The 22,125-nt window shown below is 44.0% G+C and carries 16 protein-coding genes; 10 read left to right on the top strand and 6 right to left on the bottom strand.

Translation table 11 applies throughout. The annotated features are described in order from the left end of the window. Positions 1 to 133 precede the first annotated feature (133 nt). From MHH46_RS07490 to MHH46_RS07500, 3 genes are all read left to right on the top strand, one after another. Positions 134 to 1,222, top strand: a complete 1,089-nt coding sequence (locus MHH46_RS07490; protein WP_256717226.1) for a nucleotidyltransferase domain-containing protein — start codon at positions 134 to 136, stop codon at positions 1,220 to 1,222. A 129-nt stretch (positions 1,223 to 1,351) separates the two neighbouring features. Beyond that, entirely contained in the window at positions 1,352 to 1,678 is a 327-nt protein-coding gene (locus MHH46_RS07495) for a DUF6442 family protein (protein ID WP_076185332.1), read from the top strand. Position 1,679: 1 nt separating this feature from the next. Then, complete coding sequence (locus tag MHH46_RS07500; protein WP_076125269.1) at positions 1,680 to 1,889, top strand: helix-turn-helix transcriptional regulator; 210 nt, start codon at positions 1,680 to 1,682, stop codon at positions 1,887 to 1,889. A 104-nt stretch (positions 1,890 to 1,993) separates the two neighbouring features. On the opposite strand, the gene MHH46_RS07505 is transcribed toward MHH46_RS07500, so the two are convergent. Both MHH46_RS07505 and MHH46_RS07510 read right to left on the bottom strand, forming a co-directional pair. Then, positions 1,994 to 4,666: a cation-translocating P-type ATPase gene (locus MHH46_RS07505; RefSeq protein ID WP_076193472.1), complete on the bottom strand. Its 2,673-nt coding sequence runs from the start codon at positions 4,664 to 4,666 to the stop codon at positions 1,994 to 1,996. Positions 4,667 to 5,010: 344 nt separating this feature from the next. Then, the gene (locus MHH46_RS07510; protein WP_076193469.1) at positions 5,011 to 6,417 is read right to left on the bottom strand and encodes an MFS transporter; all 1,407 of its coding nucleotides are present in this window, start codon (positions 6,415 to 6,417) and stop codon (positions 5,011 to 5,013) included. A 111-nt stretch (positions 6,418 to 6,528) separates the two neighbouring features. Here MHH46_RS07510 and MHH46_RS07515 point away from each other — a divergent pair, with 111 nt between their 5' ends. The 6 genes from MHH46_RS07515 to MHH46_RS07540 all read left to right on the top strand — a co-directional run bounded on the left by MHH46_RS07515 (position 6,529) and on the right by MHH46_RS07540 (position 16,542). Continuing rightward, entirely contained in the window at positions 6,529 to 7,416 is an 888-nt protein-coding gene (locus MHH46_RS07515; RefSeq protein WP_076125263.1) for a LysR family transcriptional regulator, read from the top strand. Between the two features lie 407 nt (positions 7,417 to 7,823). Continuing rightward, positions 7,824 to 12,395 carry an endo-1,4-beta-xylanase gene (locus MHH46_RS07520; RefSeq protein ID WP_076193467.1) on the top strand — a complete coding sequence of 1,524 codons (4,572 nt, stop codon included), beginning with the start codon at positions 7,824 to 7,826 and terminating at the stop codon, positions 12,393 to 12,395. A gap of 246 nt (positions 12,396 to 12,641) precedes the next feature. After that, positions 12,642 to 13,199, top strand: a complete 558-nt coding sequence (locus MHH46_RS07525) for an RNA polymerase sigma factor (RefSeq protein ID WP_076193465.1) — start codon at positions 12,642 to 12,644, stop codon at positions 13,197 to 13,199. After that, positions 13,181 to 14,314 carry a DUF4367 domain-containing protein gene (locus MHH46_RS07530; protein WP_076193462.1) on the top strand — a complete coding sequence of 378 codons (1,134 nt, stop codon included), beginning with the start codon at positions 13,181 to 13,183 and terminating at the stop codon, positions 14,312 to 14,314. Before MHH46_RS07525 ends, MHH46_RS07530 begins: the two co-directional genes overlap by 19 nt. Before the next feature lie 81 nt (positions 14,315 to 14,395). Continuing rightward, positions 14,396 to 15,268, top strand: a complete 873-nt coding sequence (locus MHH46_RS07535; protein ID WP_076193460.1) for a hypothetical protein — start codon at positions 14,396 to 14,398, stop codon at positions 15,266 to 15,268. A 260-nt stretch (positions 15,269 to 15,528) separates the two neighbouring features. Then, positions 15,529 to 16,542, top strand: a complete 1,014-nt coding sequence (locus tag MHH46_RS07540; RefSeq protein ID WP_076125261.1) for a stalk domain-containing protein — start codon at positions 15,529 to 15,531, stop codon at positions 16,540 to 16,542. A 91-nt stretch (positions 16,543 to 16,633) separates the two neighbouring features. On the opposite strand, the gene MHH46_RS07545 is transcribed toward MHH46_RS07540, so the two are convergent. Further along, complete coding sequence (locus MHH46_RS07545) at positions 16,634 to 18,076, bottom strand: DHA2 family efflux MFS transporter permease subunit (RefSeq protein ID WP_248547961.1); 1,443 nt, start codon at positions 18,074 to 18,076, stop codon at positions 16,634 to 16,636. Between the two features lie 294 nt (positions 18,077 to 18,370). Here MHH46_RS07545 and MHH46_RS07550 point away from each other — a divergent pair, with 294 nt between their 5' ends. Beyond that, entirely contained in the window at positions 18,371 to 18,952 is a 582-nt protein-coding gene (locus MHH46_RS07550) for a TetR/AcrR family transcriptional regulator (RefSeq protein ID WP_076193456.1), read from the top strand. A 98-nt stretch (positions 18,953 to 19,050) separates the two neighbouring features. Here the strand turns inward: MHH46_RS07550 and MHH46_RS07555 are convergent, their stop codons facing one another. The 3 genes from MHH46_RS07555 to MHH46_RS07565 are packed head-to-tail and all read right to left on the bottom strand — an operon-like array spanning position 19,051 to position 22,075. Next, positions 19,051 to 20,322: an ABC transporter substrate-binding protein gene (locus MHH46_RS07555; protein ID WP_143762767.1), complete on the bottom strand. Its 1,272-nt coding sequence runs from the start codon at positions 20,320 to 20,322 to the stop codon at positions 19,051 to 19,053. A gap of 32 nt (positions 20,323 to 20,354) precedes the next feature. Beyond that, on the bottom strand, positions 20,355 to 21,194 hold the full coding sequence (locus tag MHH46_RS07560) for a carbohydrate ABC transporter permease (RefSeq protein ID WP_076141188.1): 840 nt from the start codon (positions 21,192 to 21,194) through the stop codon (positions 20,355 to 20,357). Further along, positions 21,194 to 22,075: a carbohydrate ABC transporter permease gene (locus tag MHH46_RS07565; RefSeq protein ID WP_076125253.1), complete on the bottom strand. Its 882-nt coding sequence runs from the start codon at positions 22,073 to 22,075 to the stop codon at positions 21,194 to 21,196. The genes MHH46_RS07560 and MHH46_RS07565 overlap by 1 nt, the downstream gene beginning before the upstream one ends. Positions 22,076 to 22,125 lie beyond the last annotated feature (50 nt).

Below are 22,125 nucleotides of genomic sequence, written 5' to 3' on the forward strand. Positions count from 1 at the left end.
CTCTTGCCAGCGCGTTTTTTTGTTTTCTTTGAAGGAGAGGAAAGGCTTGGTATAGATTTAATATAATTAAAGTTGGAATACCTACTCTAACAACATGCTTATACAATAGAATTAATAAGGTTGGAGAGGGGACATGGATATGGATGCTGTTCTTAAAGAAAAGATCTTAATCAAAAATGAAAAGCTTATTAGCATGGTCATTGAACGGGCTAAGAGAGATTTTTCTGATGATATTGCAATTATTGGGCTTACAGGTTCTTTTAGTACTGGGGATTTTCATGAAAAAAGCGATCTTGATCTAATCATAATTAATAACACAGAGCAAGGCTGGGGAATATCTTCGTGTTTTATTTTGGATGATATTGGATACGATCTATATTGTACGCCATGGGAAACAAGGATAGAAGATCAAGCCAATCTCGAGAGTCCAATGATTTCATGTCTGGTGGATTTACAGGTGTTATACTGTGCAAAACCCGAATATTTGGAAAAGCTAAATTTATATAAACAGAGAGCACTCGATGCTCTGGCAATGCCTATAGGGAGAGAATGTATCAGTAGAGCGAAAAAGTGTATAGACATAGCAAAACAGGAATATGCGAATACATTACTTTCTGAAGATATAGGAGCAGTAAGATATGCTTCAAGCGAAGTTTTATACAATTTGTTAAATGCGCTAACTCATTTGAACAATACTTATTTCAAACGGGGAATGAAAAGATATTTGGAGGAAATAGCTACGTACCGTTATGTTCCTGATGATTTTGAAATGACATATATGGCTGTGATAGAGGCGAAGACTATCGATGAAATCAGAAGTGCAGCATATAAGTCCCTTAGAAACATCAACGATCTATATAATAAAATGTATAAGGATTTTGTAGTGCAGCCAGTCCCAAGCTATGATAATCTTGGCGGAACTTATGAGGAGTTATGGTGCAATTACCGCAATAAGATTATAGCAAGTGTGGAATCGGGTGATAGATCGTATGCGTATCTAGCAGCAATGGGCATACAAGGTTTTCTTGATGAAATGACAGAATCGAGGGGAACTAAAAAGTTTGATATCATGCAGTATTTTGATTCTGACCATCTTCAAGTCTTTAAGAATGAGTTTCTGAAGGTCATGGATGAATATTTGGAGGAATACAACAAGGTAGGCAGGAAAGTCGAACGATACAATACTTTCGAGCAATTATATAACGAATATATGAAGGTATAGAAAATAGCCCACTACCAATCTTTGGATTGGAGTGGGCTATTTTTTATTTGACAAGAAAACTTGGCGTATTATAATAATGATGACAAGTTTTCTTGTCATCATCTTTTCAATCTGAAAGGAGAAATTTTTATGAAAAAGGAAGAAATATTAGAAAAAAGCCGAAATGAAAAAGGAGACGAAGGAAAAGAATTTGTTTTTGCTAAAGGCAGAAAAAGCGGATTCATTGGAATGTTGATTGTATTTTGCATTCTGAGTGTCTTCAATTTATATAATCATAGTCAGGAAACAAATTTTGCATTAAAAGCTATGATAGCTATGTTTTTTGGATATTTGGGCTTTGAAGGACTTGGAATGTATTCTGTAACTAAGAAGAAGATGGATTTACTCAAATTCATTTTAGGATTAATTATAAGTGTTTATTTTTTGTTTATTTACTTTTATGGAATGAGTGATTAGTATGAGTGAACATTTGGTTTTAAAAAATAAACTGCGCGAAGCAAGAACAGAACAAAAATTATCGCAAGCACAATTGGCAGAAATGGTGGGTGTCTCAAGAAATACTATAAGCTCGATTGAAACCGGACAGTTTAACCCTACTGCAAAATTGGCTTTGATTTTATGTATTGCGTTGGATAAAAAATTCGAAGAATTATTTTATTTTGATTAAAATCAATAGAAGCTTTTCTAGGTTTAACTCTAGATGTCAGAAAAACAGCGATACTCCATCATTGGAGAATCGCTGTTTTGTCTTTTCGGTCGATTATAGCTTACTCAGGAATTTACAGGATTCTGTTCAACAGACTTGGGTGTAAAAGCTCTTCGAACAACCTTCGTTATTTCCATTAGGATGAGGGAGCCGAGGGCTAAGCCTGCTGCAACCAGCCACTCTGACATTCCAAATGAAGCCGGAATCGAGAAGATTTCTCTAACCCCTGGCAGAACTGCAATGCCGTAAAAGGCAAAGCAGACCAGAACGGCTCCGATGACGTATTTGTTGCTGAAAAGCCCAGCTTCAATAGCAGTTTGACTGTTCGAACGGGCGGCAAAGGTCTGCAACGTACGAGACAAGATCAGGGTTGTGAATGCCATAGCTACGCCCATATCAGGCGAATCCTGAAGTCCGATATACAGGGATATGATTACAGCTATACCTATGAGTAGACCACGAGTGACAATGGCCTGCATCATTCCTCCTGCGAATATTCCTTCCTTGAGCTCTCTTGGTTTTCTGTTCATCACATTAGGTTCAGGTTTTTCCATCCCAAGAGCAATGGCGGGCAGAGAATCATTCGCCAGATTGATGAATAGAAGCTGAATCGCTGTGAAAGGATTAATCCAGTTGAAAATAAGGGCAAAGAGGATGGCGATAATTGCACCCAGGTTACCTGAGAACAAATAGGCGATCGCTTTTTTGATATTGTCAAATACCGTTCTGCCCACAGATACAGCATTGACAATAGATACAAAATTATCATCGGTCAAAATCATGGCAGCCGCATCTTTGGCAACATCGGTTCCACTGCCCATGGCAACTCCGATATCTGCTTGTTTCAAAGCAGGCGCGTCATTTACACCATCACCGGTCATGGCTGTTATTTTGCCTTTCCGCTGCCACGCGCGGACAATTCTGATCTTGTTCTCCGGGGAGACACGGGCGTACACACCAATCTGTTCGAGTTTTTGATCAAGTTCCTCGTCAGACATGGCATCGAGTTCTTGGCCGGTTACGGCAATTTCATTTTCAGTCATCAGACCGATATCGCGGCCGATCGCTTGTGCGGTTGTCTTATGATCACCGGTAATCATGATGGTTCGGATGCCAGCCTTCTGAGACTCTGCGATCGCGCCGTAGACAGCATCCCGAGGTGGATCAATCATAGCTGTCAAACCTACGAGCACCAGATTTTGTTCATCCTCTAATCCTACTTCAGTAACCGTATTTGGTACGGTTTTGTAGGCATAGGCAAGTACACGTAGTGCTCTGCTGGAGAACTCCTCATTGGCTTCGAAGAAGCGTTCAAGAACTTCTGGTGTCATCGGCACTTCTTTTCCACTTAACAGTACATGCGAGCATAGACCAAAGAGCACATCGGGCCCGCCTTTAGTAATCATTGCTTTTTGCCCGTTAAAAGTATGCAAGGTCGTCATCAGCTTGCGATCCGAGTCAAAAGGTAGCTCGGCTTCGCGCGGGAAATTATCGCGTATTTCCTTATAATCTTTATTCTTGCTGTTGCTGAAGGCAATAAGCGCTACCTCTGTAGGATCACCCAGCTCTTTACCATCCTCATTAATGTTAGAGTCGTTGCAGAGCACAGCAATATGCAGGAGCCGCCGGGCTTCTTCAGACCATTCTTCAGGCGCTTGATTGAATTGATCACGGTCCCCTTCTGGCAAAAAGTAATCTACAACAGTCATTTTATTCTGGGTGAGGGTACCGGTTTTATCTGTACAGATGACACTGGTTGACCCAAGGGCTTCGACAGCGGGCAGCTTACGAATAATCGCATGTTGCTTAGCCATCTTATTAGTACCTACGGATAGGACAATGGTTACTATTGAGGAAAGAGCTTCGGGAATCGCAGCAACCGCCACAGCGACTGCAAACATTAACGCATTCAGGATAGCTTCTGTTGTATCCACAGTATCATTCGACAACCAAACACGTCCGGCCTGGATGGCAAAGATTACAATGGACAGGAGTATAATTGCTACCCCCAGCTGCTTGCTGAATGTTTCGAGCTTGCGCTGCAGCGGCGTTTGCTTGGCTTCGGCGCTTTCAATGAGTTCAGCAATTTTTCCGATCTCGGTAGTGAGTGCAGTTCCCGTTACTACCAGGGTTCCGCGGCCATATACAACTAGTGAACCGCTGAACGCCATATTACGCCGGTCTCCAAGCGGAGATTCTTTCGCGATGATATTCGTATGCTTTTCCACAGCTTCGGATTCTCCGGTTAGCATACCCTCATTTATTTTTAAGCTTTCCGATTCTATAATCCGGCCATCGGCGGGTACGAAATCGCCGGCTTCCAGCCATACGATATCACCGCGTACAAGTTCCCTTGCCGGGACGGTTTTTAATTCTCCATCACGCAGCACTTTGGCCTCGGGTGCTGACATCTGCTGCAAGGCATCAAGTGAACTCTCCGCTTTACGGGTCTGGATGACACTTATAACTGCATTGAGAATCAACACGAGGAATATAATAAGCGACTCCATAACTTGTCCCATAACAATCTGGACAATGGCCGCTATAAGCAGTACGACTACCATAGGGTCTTTGAAGTTTTCAAGAAAAAGCTTCCAAACAGGATCTTTTTTCTTTCCTTTTAATTCGTTAAAACCATAGTCTTTCAGACGTTTGTCGACTTCTGCCGAAGTAAGCCCGTTAGCTGAACTCTGAACATCCTGTAAACTGTCGGCTACATTGTTGCGGTAATATTCCACTAATGATAGCTCCTCTCTGCTGTGCTGTGTCTTTGTTCTTAAAAATTACGGTTCAAGCCGGGACAAGTTTCAAAATATCGAGCTGCCGAAACTGTTTTTACATTATAAATGTGTCTTTTGAGCTTGAAATTGGACGGAAAAATATATGTAAATCTGGTTTCTTCATTATGTTTTTGGCTCACCGAGCACAAGTTTACTATGGGCGCTTTATTTATTATCCTATTTATGAATCGAGTTTATCCCCACCTTGAAGAGTTAAATAAAACTCATAAAGAGCTGAGGCTACGCATTAAAATAACAAAACAAGACCCGTCTGATGACAGGTCTTATTTGTCTGCACTTTCCTATTTGTTAGCGCCCGAATTAGCCGATTCCTGCAATTGCCCTGACTCCCGGTGCTTCCGACTCATGAATACCAAAGACAATGCAATTACCGTGAGGATAACCCCAAGGACTTGAAATCCCTCGAAGCTAAACTTACCTCCCATTATGATACCTATTAACAATGAAGAGAGAATGGTTCCCAGGTATCTCGATGTATTAAATAATCCGGAGGCTACACCGATTATTTCTTTTGGAGAACTTTGGAACAAGGCTGCTTGCAGGCCGACATTGTTCAATCCGTTGCTAATACCGAATGCAGCTAAAGCCACACATACACTGATAACTGGTGAAGTCTGATTTAAGGTCACAAGCCACACTGATCCCAATGTCATCAGGACCCCGGATACTAGCAATGCTGGCCGGGGTCCTGATCTATCGATCCAGCGTCCTGCTATTGGAGCAGTAATCAGTGAGCATAATCCCAGCGTTAGCATGAGAATTCCTGTTTGGAATTCACTGACATGACGTACCATTTGCAAGTAGGATGGGATCCCGAAAAAGAGTGAGTAAAAAAGTACATTAACGAGCATGAATTCAACATTAACCCAAGTCATTGCCGGGTATTTAGCAAATGTACGTAAAGGAATAAAGGGTGATGCCGCTGTTAGCTCATGCCGGACGAATACTCCTAGCAGAACGAGTCCTGTTAGCAAGGTAATGACATGTATTAATGAGATATGTCCGGATGATTTTGCTGAAAGCAATCCAAGGAGCACGGCAATCAGCCCCACAGTGAAGAGCAGGATTCCTGACGCATCAATCAAATCAAACCATTTGCGCAGGGACATTCCCCGGGTAACGGTTGTTGACGGTTCGTCCTTGGGGATATGCCTCCAAGATAATAGAAAGCTAGCGACCACGAATGGAATATTGACGAAAAAGATAGCTGGCCAGTCCCACCAGTGAATAATAACCCCGCCAATAAAGGGACCAATTGCTGCCGCGCAGGATAGGAAGATGGATAAAACAGATAGTGCGGTCGCTTGTTTCTCCGTAATATGAATCCGCACAATGGCCATTCCAACGGCAACCATCATGCTAGTTCCAATGGCTTGCACAATACGGAACACGATGAGACAGCCAAAGTTTGGGGAGAAAGGAGCTAATAAACCTGCAATGAAGGATACGACAAGCCCGGTAAGAAATATTTTCCTCCGGCCGAATAAATCGCTGGCCTTTCCCATGACAGGTTGAGCGATGCTACTTGCAATGTAAAAAGAAAAAATAATCCAGGAAACACCTGTATAGTCAAGCTGGAATACATTTTGCAGCCTTGGAATAGCCACAGACACCATCGAAGAATTTAAAGGGTTCAATAAAATCCCCAGACCTACTGAAATCATTAACCACCTGTTGCGAACACTCATTTTAAATCCCCCTAAAGCTTATTAATGTCATCGTACTTGAAATCGATTATTCATTCCAACGCATTTTATGTTATGATCTCATTGACTTGAGGGAATGAACGGAGGTGCGAATTGGAACTTTTGCAACTGCAATATTTTCTCGCGGTAGCTCGGTTGGAACATATGACTGAAGCTGCACGAAATCTACACGTTACTCAATCTTCACTAAGCAAAACGATTCAGCGTTTGGAGGAGGATCTGGGGGTACCTTTATTCGATCGGGTAGGAAGAAAGCTGCGACTGAATGAGTCCGGAAGCCGGTTCCTTCGCCGAGCTGAAAGGGCATTGTTTGAATTGGAGCAGGGAAAACAGGAGCTTAGCGATTTATCCAGTCCTGAACATGGCACACTCGAATTAGCGGTGACGACCGCAAGCACATTACCCAATATCCTGCGAGAGTTTCGGAAAAAGCGGCCTGATATTCAATACCATGTGCAAATGCTAACCACGCAGGAAATGGTTACACTTCTTAATAGAGGAGAAGTTGATTATTGCTTATCCTCACCTCCAATAAAAGGGGATGACATCGAATGTCAAATCGTCTTTATCGATCCAATTCTTGTGGCTGTTCCAAAGGGGCATCGGCTGGCCAATCGAAGCAGCGTAACTTTGATAGAGCTAAGGGATGAGTGGTTTGTTGGGGTAAAGAGTGGCTATGGTACTCGCGATTTAATAGACTCTGTATGCAAATCAGTTGGATTTGTGCCTAAATATGTGTATGAGGGAGATGAACCCGCAAGGCTTAGCACTCTTGTGGAAGCTGAAATTGGTTTAGCTTTCATACCAAGCACGGCACGCAATTCACGGGAAGATATCCAATACCTCCAAGTAGAGAATCACGAATTGGAAAGGGAGATAGCTTTATTGTGGCACAGGAGCCGGTACATTTCGCAGGCTGCTTTGGAATTTCGGGAGGTAGTTGTAGAATATTTTGGAGCGTTATCCAAACAGACCATTTAATTATGCGGCAGAACAAATAACAAACCAATTCCCCGTTACCTTCCGTTACTTTCAACGGTCCGTAAGTGGGGTTTTCTTTTTGGGTTAAATTTGTAGAATCTTTAATCATACCTATGTTTTCCTATAATTATGGGGGGTAACACCTTTAATATTAGCGTAGTAGTGCGTAGCAGCGAGGCTGTAAAATAGTGTGAGTAGACATGAAAGCGTTTACATTAAAAGGAGGGGATCTGTAAGTAAAAAGATTCATTTGTGATGATGTTCTACTGCTCTTCGGGATGATTGTACCACTGTTGAAATTAAGGATTTAGCAGGTAAGGAAATTAGCGTGGGAATATAGGGCTGGTGCTAATAAGGTAGGTCATTAACTGATTTTTATGAAAATCACTAGAGGAGGATTGCATTAAATGAGTAGAATGCTTAAACAAGTAATCTCGATCTTACTCGCAGCTGCCTTGCTTATTCCGACAAGCTGGATCGCTCCGGTTACTGAAGCTGCGGCGCAGGATACGACAGTATCATCAGATAGGGTAACGGTATATCATGAAACTTTTGCGAGTGGCAAGGGGATTGCAGCTCAAGCAGGCAGTGCTAGCCTTACACCTGTGAATGATAAAGTTTTTACCGGCAATACTGACGGCGCAGCTTTATATGTAAGCAACAGAGCGAATAACTGGGACGCGGCTGATTTTAAATTCAGCGATATGGGCCTAGAGAACGGCAAAACCTACACGGTGACTACAACCGTTTATGTGGATGCTAATGTGGCTATACCTAGCGGTGCCCAAGCTTATCTTCAAGCGATAGGCAGCTACGCCCTTTTGGCAAATGTGAATTATGAAGCAGGCAAAGCAATCACCTTGACGAAAGAATTTACCGTGGATACGGACAAAGATACGACACTGCGCGTTCAATCCAACGATGACGGGAAAACGGTTCCGTTCTACATTGGGGAGCTTCTCATTACAGCAAAAAAAGCAGTGACGGAAACGGATAAAGAAATCTATCACGAAACTTTTGTGAGTGGCAAAGGTTTAGCCTCACAATCAGGCAGCGCTAACCTAACCCCTGTCACCGGAAAGGTTTTTGCGGGCAATGCTGACGGGGCAGCTTTATATGTAAGCAATAGAGCGAATAACTGGGACGCGGCTGATTTTAAATTCAGCGACATGGGCCTAGAGAACGGCAAAACCTACACGGTAACTGCATCCGTGTATGTAGACACTGATGTGATTGTACCCAGCGGTGCCCAAGCTTATCTTCAAGCGATAGGCAGCTATGCTCTTTTGGCAAATGCGAATTATGAAGCAGGCCAAGCGGTCATATTGACGAAAGAATTTACCGTGGATACGGACAAAGATACGACACTGCGCGTTCAATCCAATGATGACGGGAAAACGGTTCCGTTCTACATTGGGGATGTATTGGTCACAGAAAAGGTGGCTACCGTAGAGCCAACTCCAACACCAGAAACACCTAGAGACCCAGCTTTACCTTTTACCACTGTTACTTTTGAGGATCAAACGGCAGGTGGTTTTGAAGGCAGGGCAGGTACAGAAACGCTTACGGTTACTAATGAAGCGAATCATACGGATGATGGTTCATACGCTTTGAAGGTTGAGGGAAGAACCAGTACATGGCATGGGCCGACATTACGTGTGGAGAAGTATGTGGACAAAGGCTACGAATATAAAATTTCGTTATGGGTCAAGCTGATCCAGCCTGCAAGCTCGCAGCTCCAGCTGTCCACGCAGGTTGGCAATGGCAGCAGCGCCAATTATGTGCAGCTCGCACCTAAAACCATCAGTGCAAGCGATGGCTGGATTCAGTTTGAGGGATCCTACCGTTATAACAATGTAAGCAGTGAGTATTTGACCATTTATGTGGAAAGCTCCAGTAATAGCACGGCCTCCTTTTATATTGATGATATTAATTTTGAAAAGGTAGGCTCTGGCCCGGTAGATATCGAAAAAGATCTTATACCGATTAAGGATGCTTATCAGAATGATTTTCTGATCGGAAATGCGATAACCGCTGAGGATCTGGAAGGTGTCAGACTTGAGCTTTTGAAAATGCATCATAATGTTGCTACGGCAGGTAATGCCATGAAGCCGGACGCGTTGCAGCCTACAAAGGACAACTTCACGTTTACCGCGGCAGATACAATTGTAGATAAAGTACTGGCTGAGGGCATGCAGATGCATGGACATGTGTTGGTATGGCATCAACAATCGCCTGCATGGCTGAATACAACAACAGACGCAGCTAACAACACAATCCCCTTGGGACGGGATGAAGCTCTTGTGAATTTGCAGACCCATATCCAAACCGTTATGGAGCATTTTGGTGACAAGGTGATCTCTTGGGATGTTGTAAACGAGGCGATGAGCGATAATCCATCCAACCCAACAGATTGGAAAACAGCGCTGCGATCCGCCCCATGGAAAAGTGCCATTGGAGCAGATTACGTAGAGCAAGCCTTCCTGGCGGCAAGAGAAGTATTGGACGCGCATCCAGATTGGGATATTAAGCTCTATTACAACGATTATAACGAAGATAATCAGAATAAAGCGCAAGCCATCTACAGTATGGTCAAAGAAATCAATGATAGGTACGCGCTGACTCACCCTGGCAAATTGCTTATCGACGGTGTTGGCATGCAGGGGCACTACAGCATTAATACGAACCCAGAGAATGTGAAGCTTTCCTTGGAAAAGTTCATTTCCTTGGGTGTCGAAGTAAGCATAACTGAGCTGGACATTCAGGCCGGAACCAACTATCAGCTCTCTGAAAAGCTTGCTAATGCGCAGGGTTATCTACATGCGCAGTTGTTAAATATCTTCAGGGATCACGCTGATTCTATCAAACGTGTTACCTTCTGGGGAATGGATGATAACACAAGCTGGAGAGCTTCATCCAATCCGTTGTTATTCGATAAAAATCTGCAAGCCAAGCCAGCTTACTATGGCGTTATCGATCCTGATACCTTCATTGAAGAGCATGAGCCTGAATCAGTAGAAGCTAATCAATCTACTGCTAAATTTGCTGCACCTGTTATAGACGGAACAGTTGACGAGATCTGGAGCCAGACCGCTGAGATTCCGGTCAATCGGTATCAAACCGCTTGGCAAGGAGCGAGTGGAGTGGCAAAAGCACTCTGGGATGATCACAATTTATATGTCCTGATCCAGGTGAGTGATACACAGCTTGATAAGAGCAGTGTGAATGCACATGAACAGGATTCGGTCGAAATCTTCGTGGACCAAAATAATGGGAAAACGACGTTCTATCAAGATGATGACGGCCAGTACAGAATCAATTTTGACAACGAGACTTCATTTAATCCTGCAAGTATCGCAGCCGGTTTTGAATCGGCAACCCAGATTTCCGGAACAAACTATACGGTTGAAGTGAAGATTCCACTTCAAGGGATCACTCCGGACAACGATAAAAAGCTTGGTTTTGATGTACAGATCAACGATGCTAAAGAGGGCTCACGTCAAAGTGTCGCGGCTTGGAATGATACGAGTGGAACTGGGTATATGGACACATCCGTTTATGGTGTGCTTACTCTAAAGGGTAAATCTACGGGTCCGGAACCCACTCCAACGCCGACAACAGCACCGACACCGACACCAACGAGCCCAACCGATCCAACCGATCCAACCGATCCAACCGATCCAACAAACCCAACGGAACCATCGGCAACCCCGACATCTGTTCCAACAGCGACGCCAGCACCAACAAATGCACCAACGGGTAGCAGTAACTCGGGTAATGTAGTATCAACTCCACAGCCTGGAGCCATTACAAACAAAGATGGTGTTGTTACGATTAAACTGGAGGTAAAGTCCGACAACGGGCGTGCTATAGGTACCATCTCCAGCGACAACATGAAAAAAGCGCTTGAGCAGGCTACTGTAGCGGCAAACGGCAAGAAACAAATTATCATTGAAGTGCCAAAGCAAACGGACGGGAAAGGGTATGATATACAATTACCGACCCAAAGCCTAACGGGGAAAGAAAACTTTGAACTATGGCTTAAGACGGAAAATGCCACAATTCAAATTCCAAGCAATATGCTGTCTAACGTAACAGACAATGCTGAGCAAGTATCTATACGAATAAGTAAAGTCACCACGGACAGCTTGGAAGCAGCTACCCGCAATATGATTGGCAACCGTCCAATTATCGGTCTAAGCGTAGTAGCAGGTGACAAAGTTATTCCTTGGAATAACCCTAAAGCACCTGTAACGGTAGCCATTCCTTACGTGCCGACAGCGGAGGAGCTAAGCCATCCAGAGCTTATAGTCGTTTGGTACATCGATGGCAAAGGCAACGTACTGCCGGTTCCGAGCAGTCGATATGATGCTGCAACCCAAACGGTTGTCTTTCAAACAACCCACTTCAGCACTTATGCAGTAACCTTCGTAAAGAAAAACTTCGGAGATCTGCAGAATCTTTCTTGGGCCAAACAAGCTATAGACGTTATGGCGGCTCGCGATATCATCAAAGGAACGTCCACGAACAGCTTTTCACCTGCAGATTCAATCAAACGAGCGGATTTCATTACTCTCCTCGTAAGAGCGCTTGAACTGAAGGGAACGGGCAAAAGTGCAATAATGTTCAACGATGTCCAAAAGACAGACTACTATTATGATGAACTGGTCATCGCGAAGGAATTGGGAATTGCTACAGGTTTTAAAGATGATACGTTTAGACCCAATAGCAATATCTCCAGACAAGATATGATGGTGCTGACAGCACGAGCGCTGGCGGCAACCGGTAAGCAAGTTAAGGCGAGCGGCGTTGTAGCTGCTGCTTATCTTGATGAAGCAAGCATTTCCAGCTACGCAAAAGACAGTGCATCATTGTTGATCCAATCCGGAGTCGTAAACGGAAAGAATAATAGAATTGCGCCGAACGATAACCTTACCCGTGCTGAAGCGGTAGTCATTCTGTACCGTATCTGGAAGTAGTAGTCCCTGCAGCAGAGAAGAGAAGTCTGAATTGACTCATGGTCATATGTAGTTTAAAGAGCGGAAATACGTGTATATCCATCCCTTGCGTTCTTCTGTTTTAAGCATCGCTGCTCACCTCCCTGCGGAGAGGAGCAGCGATTTTTTTGTGTATGTTCCGTTGAGTTGGAGCTGAAACGGAAAAAAATGTCACGAAACAGACCGCTCAAGTGTTATAACTGTACTGATAGTAGAAAGGAGAAAGTCGTGGACTCTATTGAAGAAAAGATAAAGCGGGTACAAGCGGGGGAAGTCTACCTTTTTTCAGATATTATCAGACTCTACCAACAACGGATCTATCTCTACTGCTTTCGCTTGTTAAACAATAAGGAAGAAGCCGAGGATGCGGTTCAGGACATATTTATTAAGGCTTACCAGAACATCGGCCATTTTGAGTCTCAGGTGAGTTTTAACTCATGGCTCTACAGGGTTTCCTATAATCATTGCCTGAATCAATTGCGCCGGAAGAAATTTCAAAATCAGCTGCGAAAATTACTCAGACAGGATGTAACCACTAAAAGCGCTGAACAAATGGTGGAAAATCAGTTGTTCAGTGAATCCGTGGCCTCTGCCCTGGCAAAGCTTAGCGTGGAGGAACGTAATCTGTTGATTTTACGCATTTTTGAAGATAAATCATTTGCAGAAATTGGTGAAATTCTGGGTAAAAGTACGGTCACAGTTAGGAAACGGTACGAGCGGACAAGGTGCAAGCTCAGAGAAGTCATTGAAAGAAAGGAGAAACAACTATGCGCAAGGACGAATTGACTTCCGAAGAGTTGTTTCTGAAGGAGGGGGATAATTCTGCCAAACTTCCGCTGGTTGATGTTCATGATTCTGTAATGCAAGCCATCGGGCTAGGTAATGGTCGCCTTGCTGTTAAGCCTGTACCTCACCAGCAGGAGGGGGACATCCCAGATATTATGCATCGAATGGAGCCAGCAATCTATGCCAAACGATGCCGTAAGCGCATGTGGAGCAGGCCTGTAAGGAGATGGGCAGCGGTGCTGATCCTGGTTGTCTTGGTAGGAGGCAGCTATTCCTTGTTTAAGGAGAGTCCCTGGCAAGCTGCCAAATTTCAATATGAAGTGCTGCCATACGAGCCGCTTCTTGCAACGAAGGAAGGGGGGACGATTGAAGTATCTAAGAATCCGTTAGTTCCCTCAAAGGTAAAAATTCCTCAGAGAGTGGCGACCAAAGAAGAAGAGCTGCTGAGTGAAAAAAATTTAGAGGCATATAGAGTTGTAGAGAAATTATTACTACCGGGAGAGGGCGCTTCTTACGTGTTAAAAAAGGAAGGTGCTGGAGATGAACGTCCTCAGCTTGGCAGAGTTATTCCTGCGATGCTATTTAATGATTATTCTAGTTATTTAGCCAAAGCAGAGGAGTATAAGGCGCCATATTTGCCACGCCCGGAGTATTTGCCAGAAGGGTATGTTTTTGATCAAGCATGGATACAACCTGATTTTGAGGTCAACGAGAATGAACTGCTTGCCCTGACTGATGGTATAAAGCTGGAAGGCGGTTACCGGGTTATGTGGAAAAAAGAACCTACGGCCAGAATTAATTATGAATATTCGTCGATGAGATACAAAAAAGGAGAGAGTATGGTAAGAATTAATGCCAAACACATCAAGGCAAAGACCGGAACGGTGGAAAGCTTATTAAGGACTAACACTACAAACGTAGAGAATATTCTTGTTAACGGAACCCAACTGATCTATACGGAAACTACAAACATTGAAATAAAGTTGGGGTATAGATACAGACTTGTCTGGACGGATCCAGAACAAAATGTAGTATACGATATGACTGCTGCACCGGAGTCTTCTGCTTTAACCAAAGAGGAGGTTATCCGAATTGCTGCCGACATGATGAAATAAGTATAGAAATTTGATGTCACAAATCCGGTAACGTAAGTGTTATGTAAGAGTACTACATATACAGGAAGGTGAGGTATTTTAATGAATAATAGAAAAACACTCATTGCCATGACCAGTATGACCCTAATGTTGGGTTTAGGTTATGGCTTCAAAGGAGAAGCTTACGCCGAGAAGTCTGTTGCTCAGTCTGTGGAAGAAACCGCCATTAAGGCGGAAGTCAAATATATAGCTCAGGGCATCGATGAAGCTGCCAAAGCGAAAACAGATCAGGAACAAAAAAAATTCAAAAATCTCAAAGATCTGCAGCAGAAAGCATTAAGTGAAGAGCTTAAACCTGGAGAAATCAGATATGTGTATATTAATGACAAGGAATATCAAGCCTATGCTAAGGGATCACCCACTGCGGGTGCATATTATTCCCTTTCGTTTAATACGTATAATGAATATGTGGAAAGGTATGCTGCCGGCAATACCTCCATACCACTGCAATTGCAAGAGCCTCCGGAAGGCTACAATTTTTTCAGGGCAATTGTTTCTCCATATATGACGAAAAAAGAACAGGATAAGATATACTATCAAGTGATCGCCGAGGGTAAGGCGTCCGATAAGAAAATCTATGTAAAGAAATTGCAGGAGAAGCGTACGGCTATCAACATCATCTATAATATGACCACAGAGAAAAATGGTAAAAGAGGAGTTCTTGCCATCGCTGCCGAACCTGCAGGACCTAAGGATACGACTGTTGAATCCGAACCAGCAAATGCACAGTCGCAGAAGCTAAAAGTGAGTGGCCAAGAGGTGGTATACACACCTATTGATAAGATGGAGTACAAGTCAGTTGCATGGATGAATCCAAAGACCCGTGTCAATTATATTATTCGGGAAACCGGTGGACATCTGACCAAGGAGGATTTGATTGCTTTGGCAGGACAGATCATTGAAGCTTCGGCGTAGAATGATTCTAAGAGACTTACTAATACATTTGATCAAGGCAGCCCCCAGGGCTGCTTTTTGATTTGAGTATAAAGATTTATAGTATTCATGCTATTTAGGAGATTAATAGTGAAATGTGGCGTTGGGCAATGGAAATGTGTCTTTTTTAAGTATTCACAAATAAAGAACTAATATCCTATCATTCCAATATTTACAAAATTCGATATAAAGTGATATAATTTTCGAGATTCATATACATAAACATGAAAGAAGAGTGTAAGATGCTAAAGGTAACAAGCAAAAAAGTCATGTCAATTATTACAGTTAGCTCAATGCTGTTGGCTGTGGGTGCAGTCGCTTATGCAGACACGACATTGAAGAAGATTTCTGCATATCAGAATGCGGCCATCAGCATTGAAGTGGATAATCAGAAAGTGAACCTGTCAAGTAGTGAAGGAACAATGTACCCAATTATCTATGAGGGACATAGCTATGTATCCGCCAAGGCTGTATCTGAAGCACTGGGGGCAACCGTGAAATGGGATAACAGTCGTCAAGCTGTTGTGATCACATCGGCGAACGGCGGAACATCTACATCCGTTGTCCCGGATAAGGACAATACTGTTGCACAAGCTACTGCGAAGCCGGCAACCGTATCTACTCCGCCTGCAACCGAGCCCACTCCGCAAGCAACACCAAAGCCTGCTGCATCATCTTCCGCTACGACTTCCAGTAACAGCGGCGCTTCGTTTGCAGATGCAGTGAAGTTGGGTACTTCTTTTACTTATACGGACCTTGATAACAATTATAGCCCTAAGGGTGATTCAACATCTGCTCAATATACTTTCACTATCAATAAGGTTACGTCGACTACTCTCGGACAATTACATGCTCTTGGGTTTGAGGAACATGTCACTGATCCCGATGTAGCTGTAGATTATGTCCTGCTTGATGTAACGCTTAAGGTGAAAAACGCCACTCTTGTAAAAGGTAGTGAGGACCAAGGGCGGAAGTTCCTTTCAAGTTTTACACCTACCATTTGGGGGGTAGAAACATCCAGTGGACAATACTATATTGGTGGCTCTAGTGATTATTTTGAGGGATCTCTCGGAGAAAATATCGAAAAGCTGTTGGCTGATTTTCCTGAAGTCACCCCAAGTAAACCGGGTTCTTTTGAAGCTTCGGGTAAAGTTGTTCTGCCAATAATCAAAGGCAAGGAGAACACCCTTATTCTTTATAGAAACGATAGTAAGCTTGAGTCCGACAAAAGATCCATCTATTTTAAACTGAAATAGTTATGCAAGTTAGCAGAAAAAGAGATCAACGATGTTATTCATCGTTGATCTCTTTTTTTATGAGGCTTACACAGTGCTGATAACTTTTATATCAAGCTTCTTTGGCAATGATTTTTTTGAGCTTCACCTTGGGTTCTTGCTCAGGGTCAGGCGCTTGCCCAACACGTTTAATAAAGAAAGATAGCAGCAGACCGAGGATACCAATTCCCACAATCACTAGATAGGAATCATTGATCCCTTGAATGGATGCTTCCATAATCATATGTTCCTGTGTTCCGTTCTGTGTACTGCCAGAGGCCAGCATATCCTTCATATGCGTTGTAGTACGGCTTGTCATTACGGTGACGAGCAGGGAAGTCCCAACGGCGCCAGCTACTTGTCGAATGGTATTCGAAATCGCTGTACCATGCGCACTAAGCTTGGCGGGGAGTTGATTTAGACCCAGAGTTTGTATAGGCATGAGGAGCAAAGCCATCCCGATCCGGCGGCCTGTTGACATGTATACCAGATACATGTAGCTGGTTGAGTCTGTTAAATTTACAAAGCTTAGAGTCGTTGCAATTGTAATCAGTAGACCGATTATAGCGAGCCATTTTGCCCCAAACCTGTCGAACAGCTTTCCGGTTACCGGCATCAACAATCCCATTACGAGTGCACCGGGAAGCAGCAACAAGCCGGACTCCATCGCTGTAAAACCGCGGGCATTCTGCAGGTACAAAGGTAGCAGCATCATATCCGCATACATCACGATTGTAACTGCGATACTGATGACAGTTGTTAAGGAGAACATATTGTATTTAAAGGCCCGGAGATCAAGCAGTGGATTTTGGGAAGCCAACTGTCTCCAAGTAAACAAGCCAAGGGAAAGCACACCTGCTGCTAAAGACAATAACACTTCTGCGCTCGACCAACCCGCACTGGCAGCGCGGCTGAAGCCATACAGCAAGGTTCCAAAACCGATGGTAGAAAGAGTTACGCTAACAATGTCCAACTTGGGAAAGATGCGTTCCGATATATTTTTTAAATAAATAAATCCGCATATGATTACAATGACGGTCAAAGGAATCATGCCATAAAACATTGTCTCCCAAGAATAATGTTCCAAAATATATCCAGCCAGAGTAGGTCCAATCGCAGGTGCGAAAATGATGGCTAACCCTACCATCCCCATGGCAGCCCCTCTCTTTTCAGGAGGGAACAGGGTCAAGATGACATTCGTGAGCAGTGGCATAATAATCCCGGCACCAGCTGCCTGAATCATACGCCCGGTCAACAGAACAGGGAAGTTTGTCGCGACGGCCGATACGATCGTTCCAGCCAAAAATATAAACATAGAAGCTTGAAAAAGCTCCCGCGTCGTAAACCGTTGCATTAGATAAGCTGTAATTGGAATTAGAACACCATTAACGAGCATATACCCCGTTGTCAGCCACTGAGCTGTAGCCGCCGAGATATTAAAATCATGCATTAACTCCGGAACGGCAACGCTCATTACCGTTTGATTCAGTGTCGCAAGAAAGGCGCCCAAAATCATAATGAATAAGATGGGGCCCTTTTTCACGGAACTGCTTGTTACTTCTCTCTTTGTACTCACTCCACTCCATCCTTTCAACTCGTCGATCATGGACTAAATTTACAGTGTGTTGTATAGTTTACAATGCATGAATTAGATTATAAATGAAATTTTCATGTAATCAAGCAACAATTTGCGAAAAAATGTAAAGTAGTTTACATTCTTTGTGAAAATGTAGTTTTTTCTTTTTAAAAAACAACAATTATTTAAAATATGTAGCTTACAATATGAAAGTAAAAGATTGGAGAGTAGAAGATGAATAACACAACGCAACGTACAGATCCCCGGGTACTTCGGACGCGCCAATTGCTTAGAGATGCTGTAATTGAATTGCTTGAGGAAATGGATATTGAGAAAATATCAGTAAACCGTATTGCAGAGCGGGCTAAAATCAATCGTGTTACTTTTTATCTGCACTACCGGGATCTCCCGGATATGTTAGAAAAGATGGCGGATGAGATGGTGGAGGACATTCTACAAGTGGTGAACAACGATGGCAACCATGATGAATCGGTTGATGAAGAGAATCTGAGAATATTAGAGAGTCTGCTTAAGCATATTGCGGAAAATGCAAAATTCTACAAAGTCATACTCACATCGAAGCGAAGCCCGATTTTTACAGATCGCCTGTTTAATTTGATGGCGGAAATCATTTCTGCACACCAGAAGAAAAAGGATGGGGCCGTTGATCATTCAAAGGTACCGATACAAAAGGACATTGCCGTTTGGTACGGTTCAGCAGCTCTAATTGGCACGGTTATTTCTTGGCTCCGAGATGACATGCCCTATACGCCTGTGTATCTTGCCAGACAAATTAGCATGCTGCGTGCGAACTAGCAACGGGTTCCGACTCATGAACGGAGAGGAATTAAATGAACACGCGCAAACAGCCACGCATCGTTGCGCGGCTGTTTGTCGTATCTAGAGCAGGTAAATCACTGCACACTGAGATTATCCCAGTTGATTTGGAATTCCTTCAACATCCTTTCTTTGGTCAGCTTGCCGCCGAGATACCCTTGAATGCTGCTGGATAATTCCTGTGGCATCCCGTTCGGCAGGCGGGTCCAGTTCCAAGTCAGCGCTTGATCTTTATCGGTATAAGCCAGCACCTCAGCACCTAGTGCTCCAAGATCTTGTTCGGTTCCCTTAATGTTGTCGAGCGCAGGGATGAATTGGAATTCCTTAGTGATATATTTTTTTCCGGTCTCGGAGGTGACGAGCCAATTCAGGAAGACCTTGGCCTCCTCCTTAACGGGAGAGTTTTTATTGATAACCCAATTGCTGGGTACGCCTACATAAAGCTTGTCGTTGTCTTCGGGAGTGTCGTCAATGGGCATGGGCAGGATGCCAAGGTTTAGATTGGGATCGATGCCGTCGATCTGCCCTTGTGTCCAGTTACCCTGCTGCATCATCGCAGCTTCGCCGCTCGCTAGCATAGTGACTTGTGTATTATAGTCGGTTGAGAGCGGGTTCTTATTGCCGTACTCAACAGTAAGGTCAAGTAGATCGATCCACTTGGAGAAAATAGGGTCTCCGGCGAAGGTTTTGGAACCGTCTGTAAGTCCGGCGATGAATGCCTCTGGATCAGGCTGCTGGGCGAAAGGCACGTTTACATTATGATTGCCAAGCACGAACCATTCTTGATAACCATTCGCAAAAGGTGTGATGCCTGCCGCTTTTAACTTCTCGGAGGCTTCGCGTAGAGCGGTTAGCGTCAATGGCTTCTCAGTGATTCCGGCTTTTTTAAATAGATCCTTATTATAGATAAAGCCGTATCCTTCCAGATTCATCGGCATCCCATACAGCTTGCCATCTATAGTCATTTGTTCTGCTGCGAGTGGCTTTACATCCTTGGCCCAAGCTTCGCCGCTCAGATCCTCCAGATATTCCAGCCACATATCACGTTCATTGTTGCCGCCGATGGTAAAGATATCCGGTTCATCTCCGGAAGAGAATTTGGCACGCAGCGAGGCGCCATAATCAGTCCCGCCACCCACGCTTTGTACCTCAAGCTTAATATCGGGATGTTCTTTCTCGAATTCGGTCTTGAGCGAAGCCAGCGCTTCAGATATTTCAACCTTGAACTGGTAGATGTGTACGGTTTTGACTCCATCTGCATTGTCGCTGCTGCGTCCGCAACCGGCTGTCAGGGCAGCCAGCAGCAGGGAGCATGCGAGGAGAATTCCACGTTTTGTTCTCATATTCATTCATCCTCTCTGGCTGAAAGCAACATGTATCATTAGCCCTTCACGGAGCCCTGGGCAATGCCTTCAATAATATATTTTTGCATCACTAGGAAAAAGATGACCACCGGCGTAATCCCGAGTACAAGTCCTGGAAGCGCCAAATCCCACTGCTTCGTATATTGTCCGAAAAAGCTATAAGTGGCGATAGGAATGGTGCGAAGCACCGGATCCTGCAGAATAAGCGATGGCATCAAGTAATCATTCCAGATCCACAGGGTGTTCAGTATGATGACGGTGACGATAATCGGCTGCATAAGCGGAAGAACAATCCGGAAAAAGGTACCATAAGGACTGCTGCCATCCACTCTTGAAGCCTCCTCGATATCGAGAGGTACCGATTTAACGAAGCCGTGGAATAGAAAAACAGTCATCGGGGCCCCAAACCCAAGATATGCTAAAATCAAACCGGCGGTTGAATCCATGACGCCCAAACCGCTGACGACCTGCACCAGCGGGATCATGATAGATTGAAATGGAATAACCATGGCGGCTACTAATGCAATATAGAGCACACGGTTATACAAGCTGTTGTTGCGGACCATTTTGTAAGCGCACATAGAGCAGAGGAACGCTAGCAGAACATTACTAATCACCGTGATGATAAAAGAGTTCAGGAAGGCGCGAGGGAAATTGGTAGCTTTCCAAGCTTCCGCGTAGTTGCTCCACTGGAGTGCTGAAGGCAGCGCAGCAGAGTCAGAAAGTATTTCACTATAGCTTTTCACTGAATTAGCCAGCAAAAAGTAAAAGGGCACTAAAAATAGAAGTCCCAGCAGGATTACAATCACTTCGATGAGAAGCAGGGGGACATTAAATTTCTTGGCGGTAGTCTCCATTACAGCTCCACCTCTCTTTTCTTGGTTGCTCTAACCTGTAGTAGGGAGATCACGGCCACGATGACGAAGAAAACCATCGCTTTAGCCGAGCCCATTCCGAACCGGCTGATGGTATAGGCTTCATTGTAAATATTCAAGGCTACAGATTCGGTAGCTTTAAAGGGTCCACCTTTGGTCAGCGACAGGTTGAGGTCAAACAGCTTAAAGGACCAGGAGATAGATAGAAATAGACAGACAGTTACAGCAGGCATGACCAGTGGAAGAGTGACATGGCGCAAGGCCTGAAAACGTCCGGCTCCATCCACTTTGGACGCTTCAATTAGGCTTTGGGGAACATTGTTGATAGCAGAGATGTAGATCACCATCAGATATCCCGCATTTTGCCAGACAAATACGATAACAATCGCCCAGAATGCTGTTCCTCCGGTGCCTAGCCAGGGAAGATTAAAGAAGGACCAGCCGGTGGCCTGCCCGATAGAGGAGAATCCTCTGACAAAAATAAACTGCCAAATAAACCCGAGCAAAAGTCCGCCAATCACATGCGGTACAAAAAATACAGTTCTCAGGACATTACGTGTGAACAGTTTGCGCGTCAACACATAAGCGAGTGCGAAGCCAAGCAGATTGGTCAGCACTAGACCGAAGAAAGTGAACTTCGCCGTGAACCAGAATGAATTAAGAAAGGAAGGATCCTTGGTGAAAATATGTAGATAGTTCCGTAGTCCGGTCCACTCGACATGCCGCGAGATTCCGTTCCAGCTGGTAAATGAATAATAGAGTCCCAAAAAGAAAGGAATCAGCACAATAATAAAGAAAAACAAGGAAGTTGGCCCGACAAAAATAAACTGCTGCATCAGGCGTGATCTTTTTCTATGGTCCATCGTTCCTCACCCCTTTTGTTAATTTAAACTTTTCATTCTATAACCGAATT

The sequence above is a fragment of the Paenibacillus sp. FSL H8-0175 genome, assembly GCF_045040615.1.
GTDB classification, from domain to species: domain Bacteria; phylum Bacillota; class Bacilli; order Paenibacillales; family Paenibacillaceae; genus Paenibacillus_AQ; species Paenibacillus_AQ odorifer.

Excerpts from the sequence above, each read along its gene's own strand:
- MHH46_RS07490 (WP_256717226.1), top strand. The coding sequence starts at position 134 with ATGGATATGGATGCTGTTCTTAAAGAAAAGATCTTAATCAAAAATGAA.
- MHH46_RS07495 (WP_076185332.1), top strand. The coding sequence starts at position 1,352 with ATGAAAAAGGAAGAAATATTAGAAAAAAGCCGAAATGAAAAAGGAGAC.
- MHH46_RS07500 (WP_076125269.1), top strand. The coding sequence starts at position 1,680 with ATGAGTGAACATTTGGTTTTAAAAAATAAACTGCGCGAAGCAAGAACA.
- MHH46_RS07510 (WP_076193469.1), bottom strand. The coding sequence starts at position 6,417 with ATGAGTGTTCGCAACAGGTGGTTAATGATTTCAGTAGGTCTGGGGATT.
- MHH46_RS07520 (WP_076193467.1), top strand. The coding sequence starts at position 7,824 with ATGAGTAGAATGCTTAAACAAGTAATCTCGATCTTACTCGCAGCTGCC.
- MHH46_RS07530 (WP_076193462.1), top strand. The coding sequence starts at position 13,181 with ATGCGCAAGGACGAATTGACTTCCGAAGAGTTGTTTCTGAAGGAGGGG.
- MHH46_RS07535 (WP_076193460.1), top strand. The coding sequence starts at position 14,396 with ATGAATAATAGAAAAACACTCATTGCCATGACCAGTATGACCCTAATG.
- MHH46_RS07540 (WP_076125261.1), top strand. The coding sequence starts at position 15,529 with ATGCTAAAGGTAACAAGCAAAAAAGTCATGTCAATTATTACAGTTAGC.
- MHH46_RS07545 (WP_248547961.1), bottom strand. The coding sequence starts at position 18,076 with ATGATTTTGGGCGCCTTTCTTGCGACACTGAATCAAACGGTAATGAGC.
- MHH46_RS07550 (WP_076193456.1), top strand. The coding sequence starts at position 18,371 with ATGAATAACACAACGCAACGTACAGATCCCCGGGTACTTCGGACGCGC.
- MHH46_RS07555 (WP_143762767.1), bottom strand. The coding sequence starts at position 20,322 with ATGAATATGAGAACAAAACGTGGAATTCTCCTCGCATGCTCCCTGCTG.
- MHH46_RS07560 (WP_076141188.1), bottom strand. The coding sequence starts at position 21,194 with ATGGAGACTACCGCCAAGAAATTTAATGTCCCCCTGCTTCTCATCGAA.
- MHH46_RS07565 (WP_076125253.1), bottom strand. The coding sequence starts at position 22,075 with ATGGACCATAGAAAAAGATCACGCCTGATGCAGCAGTTTATTTTTGTC.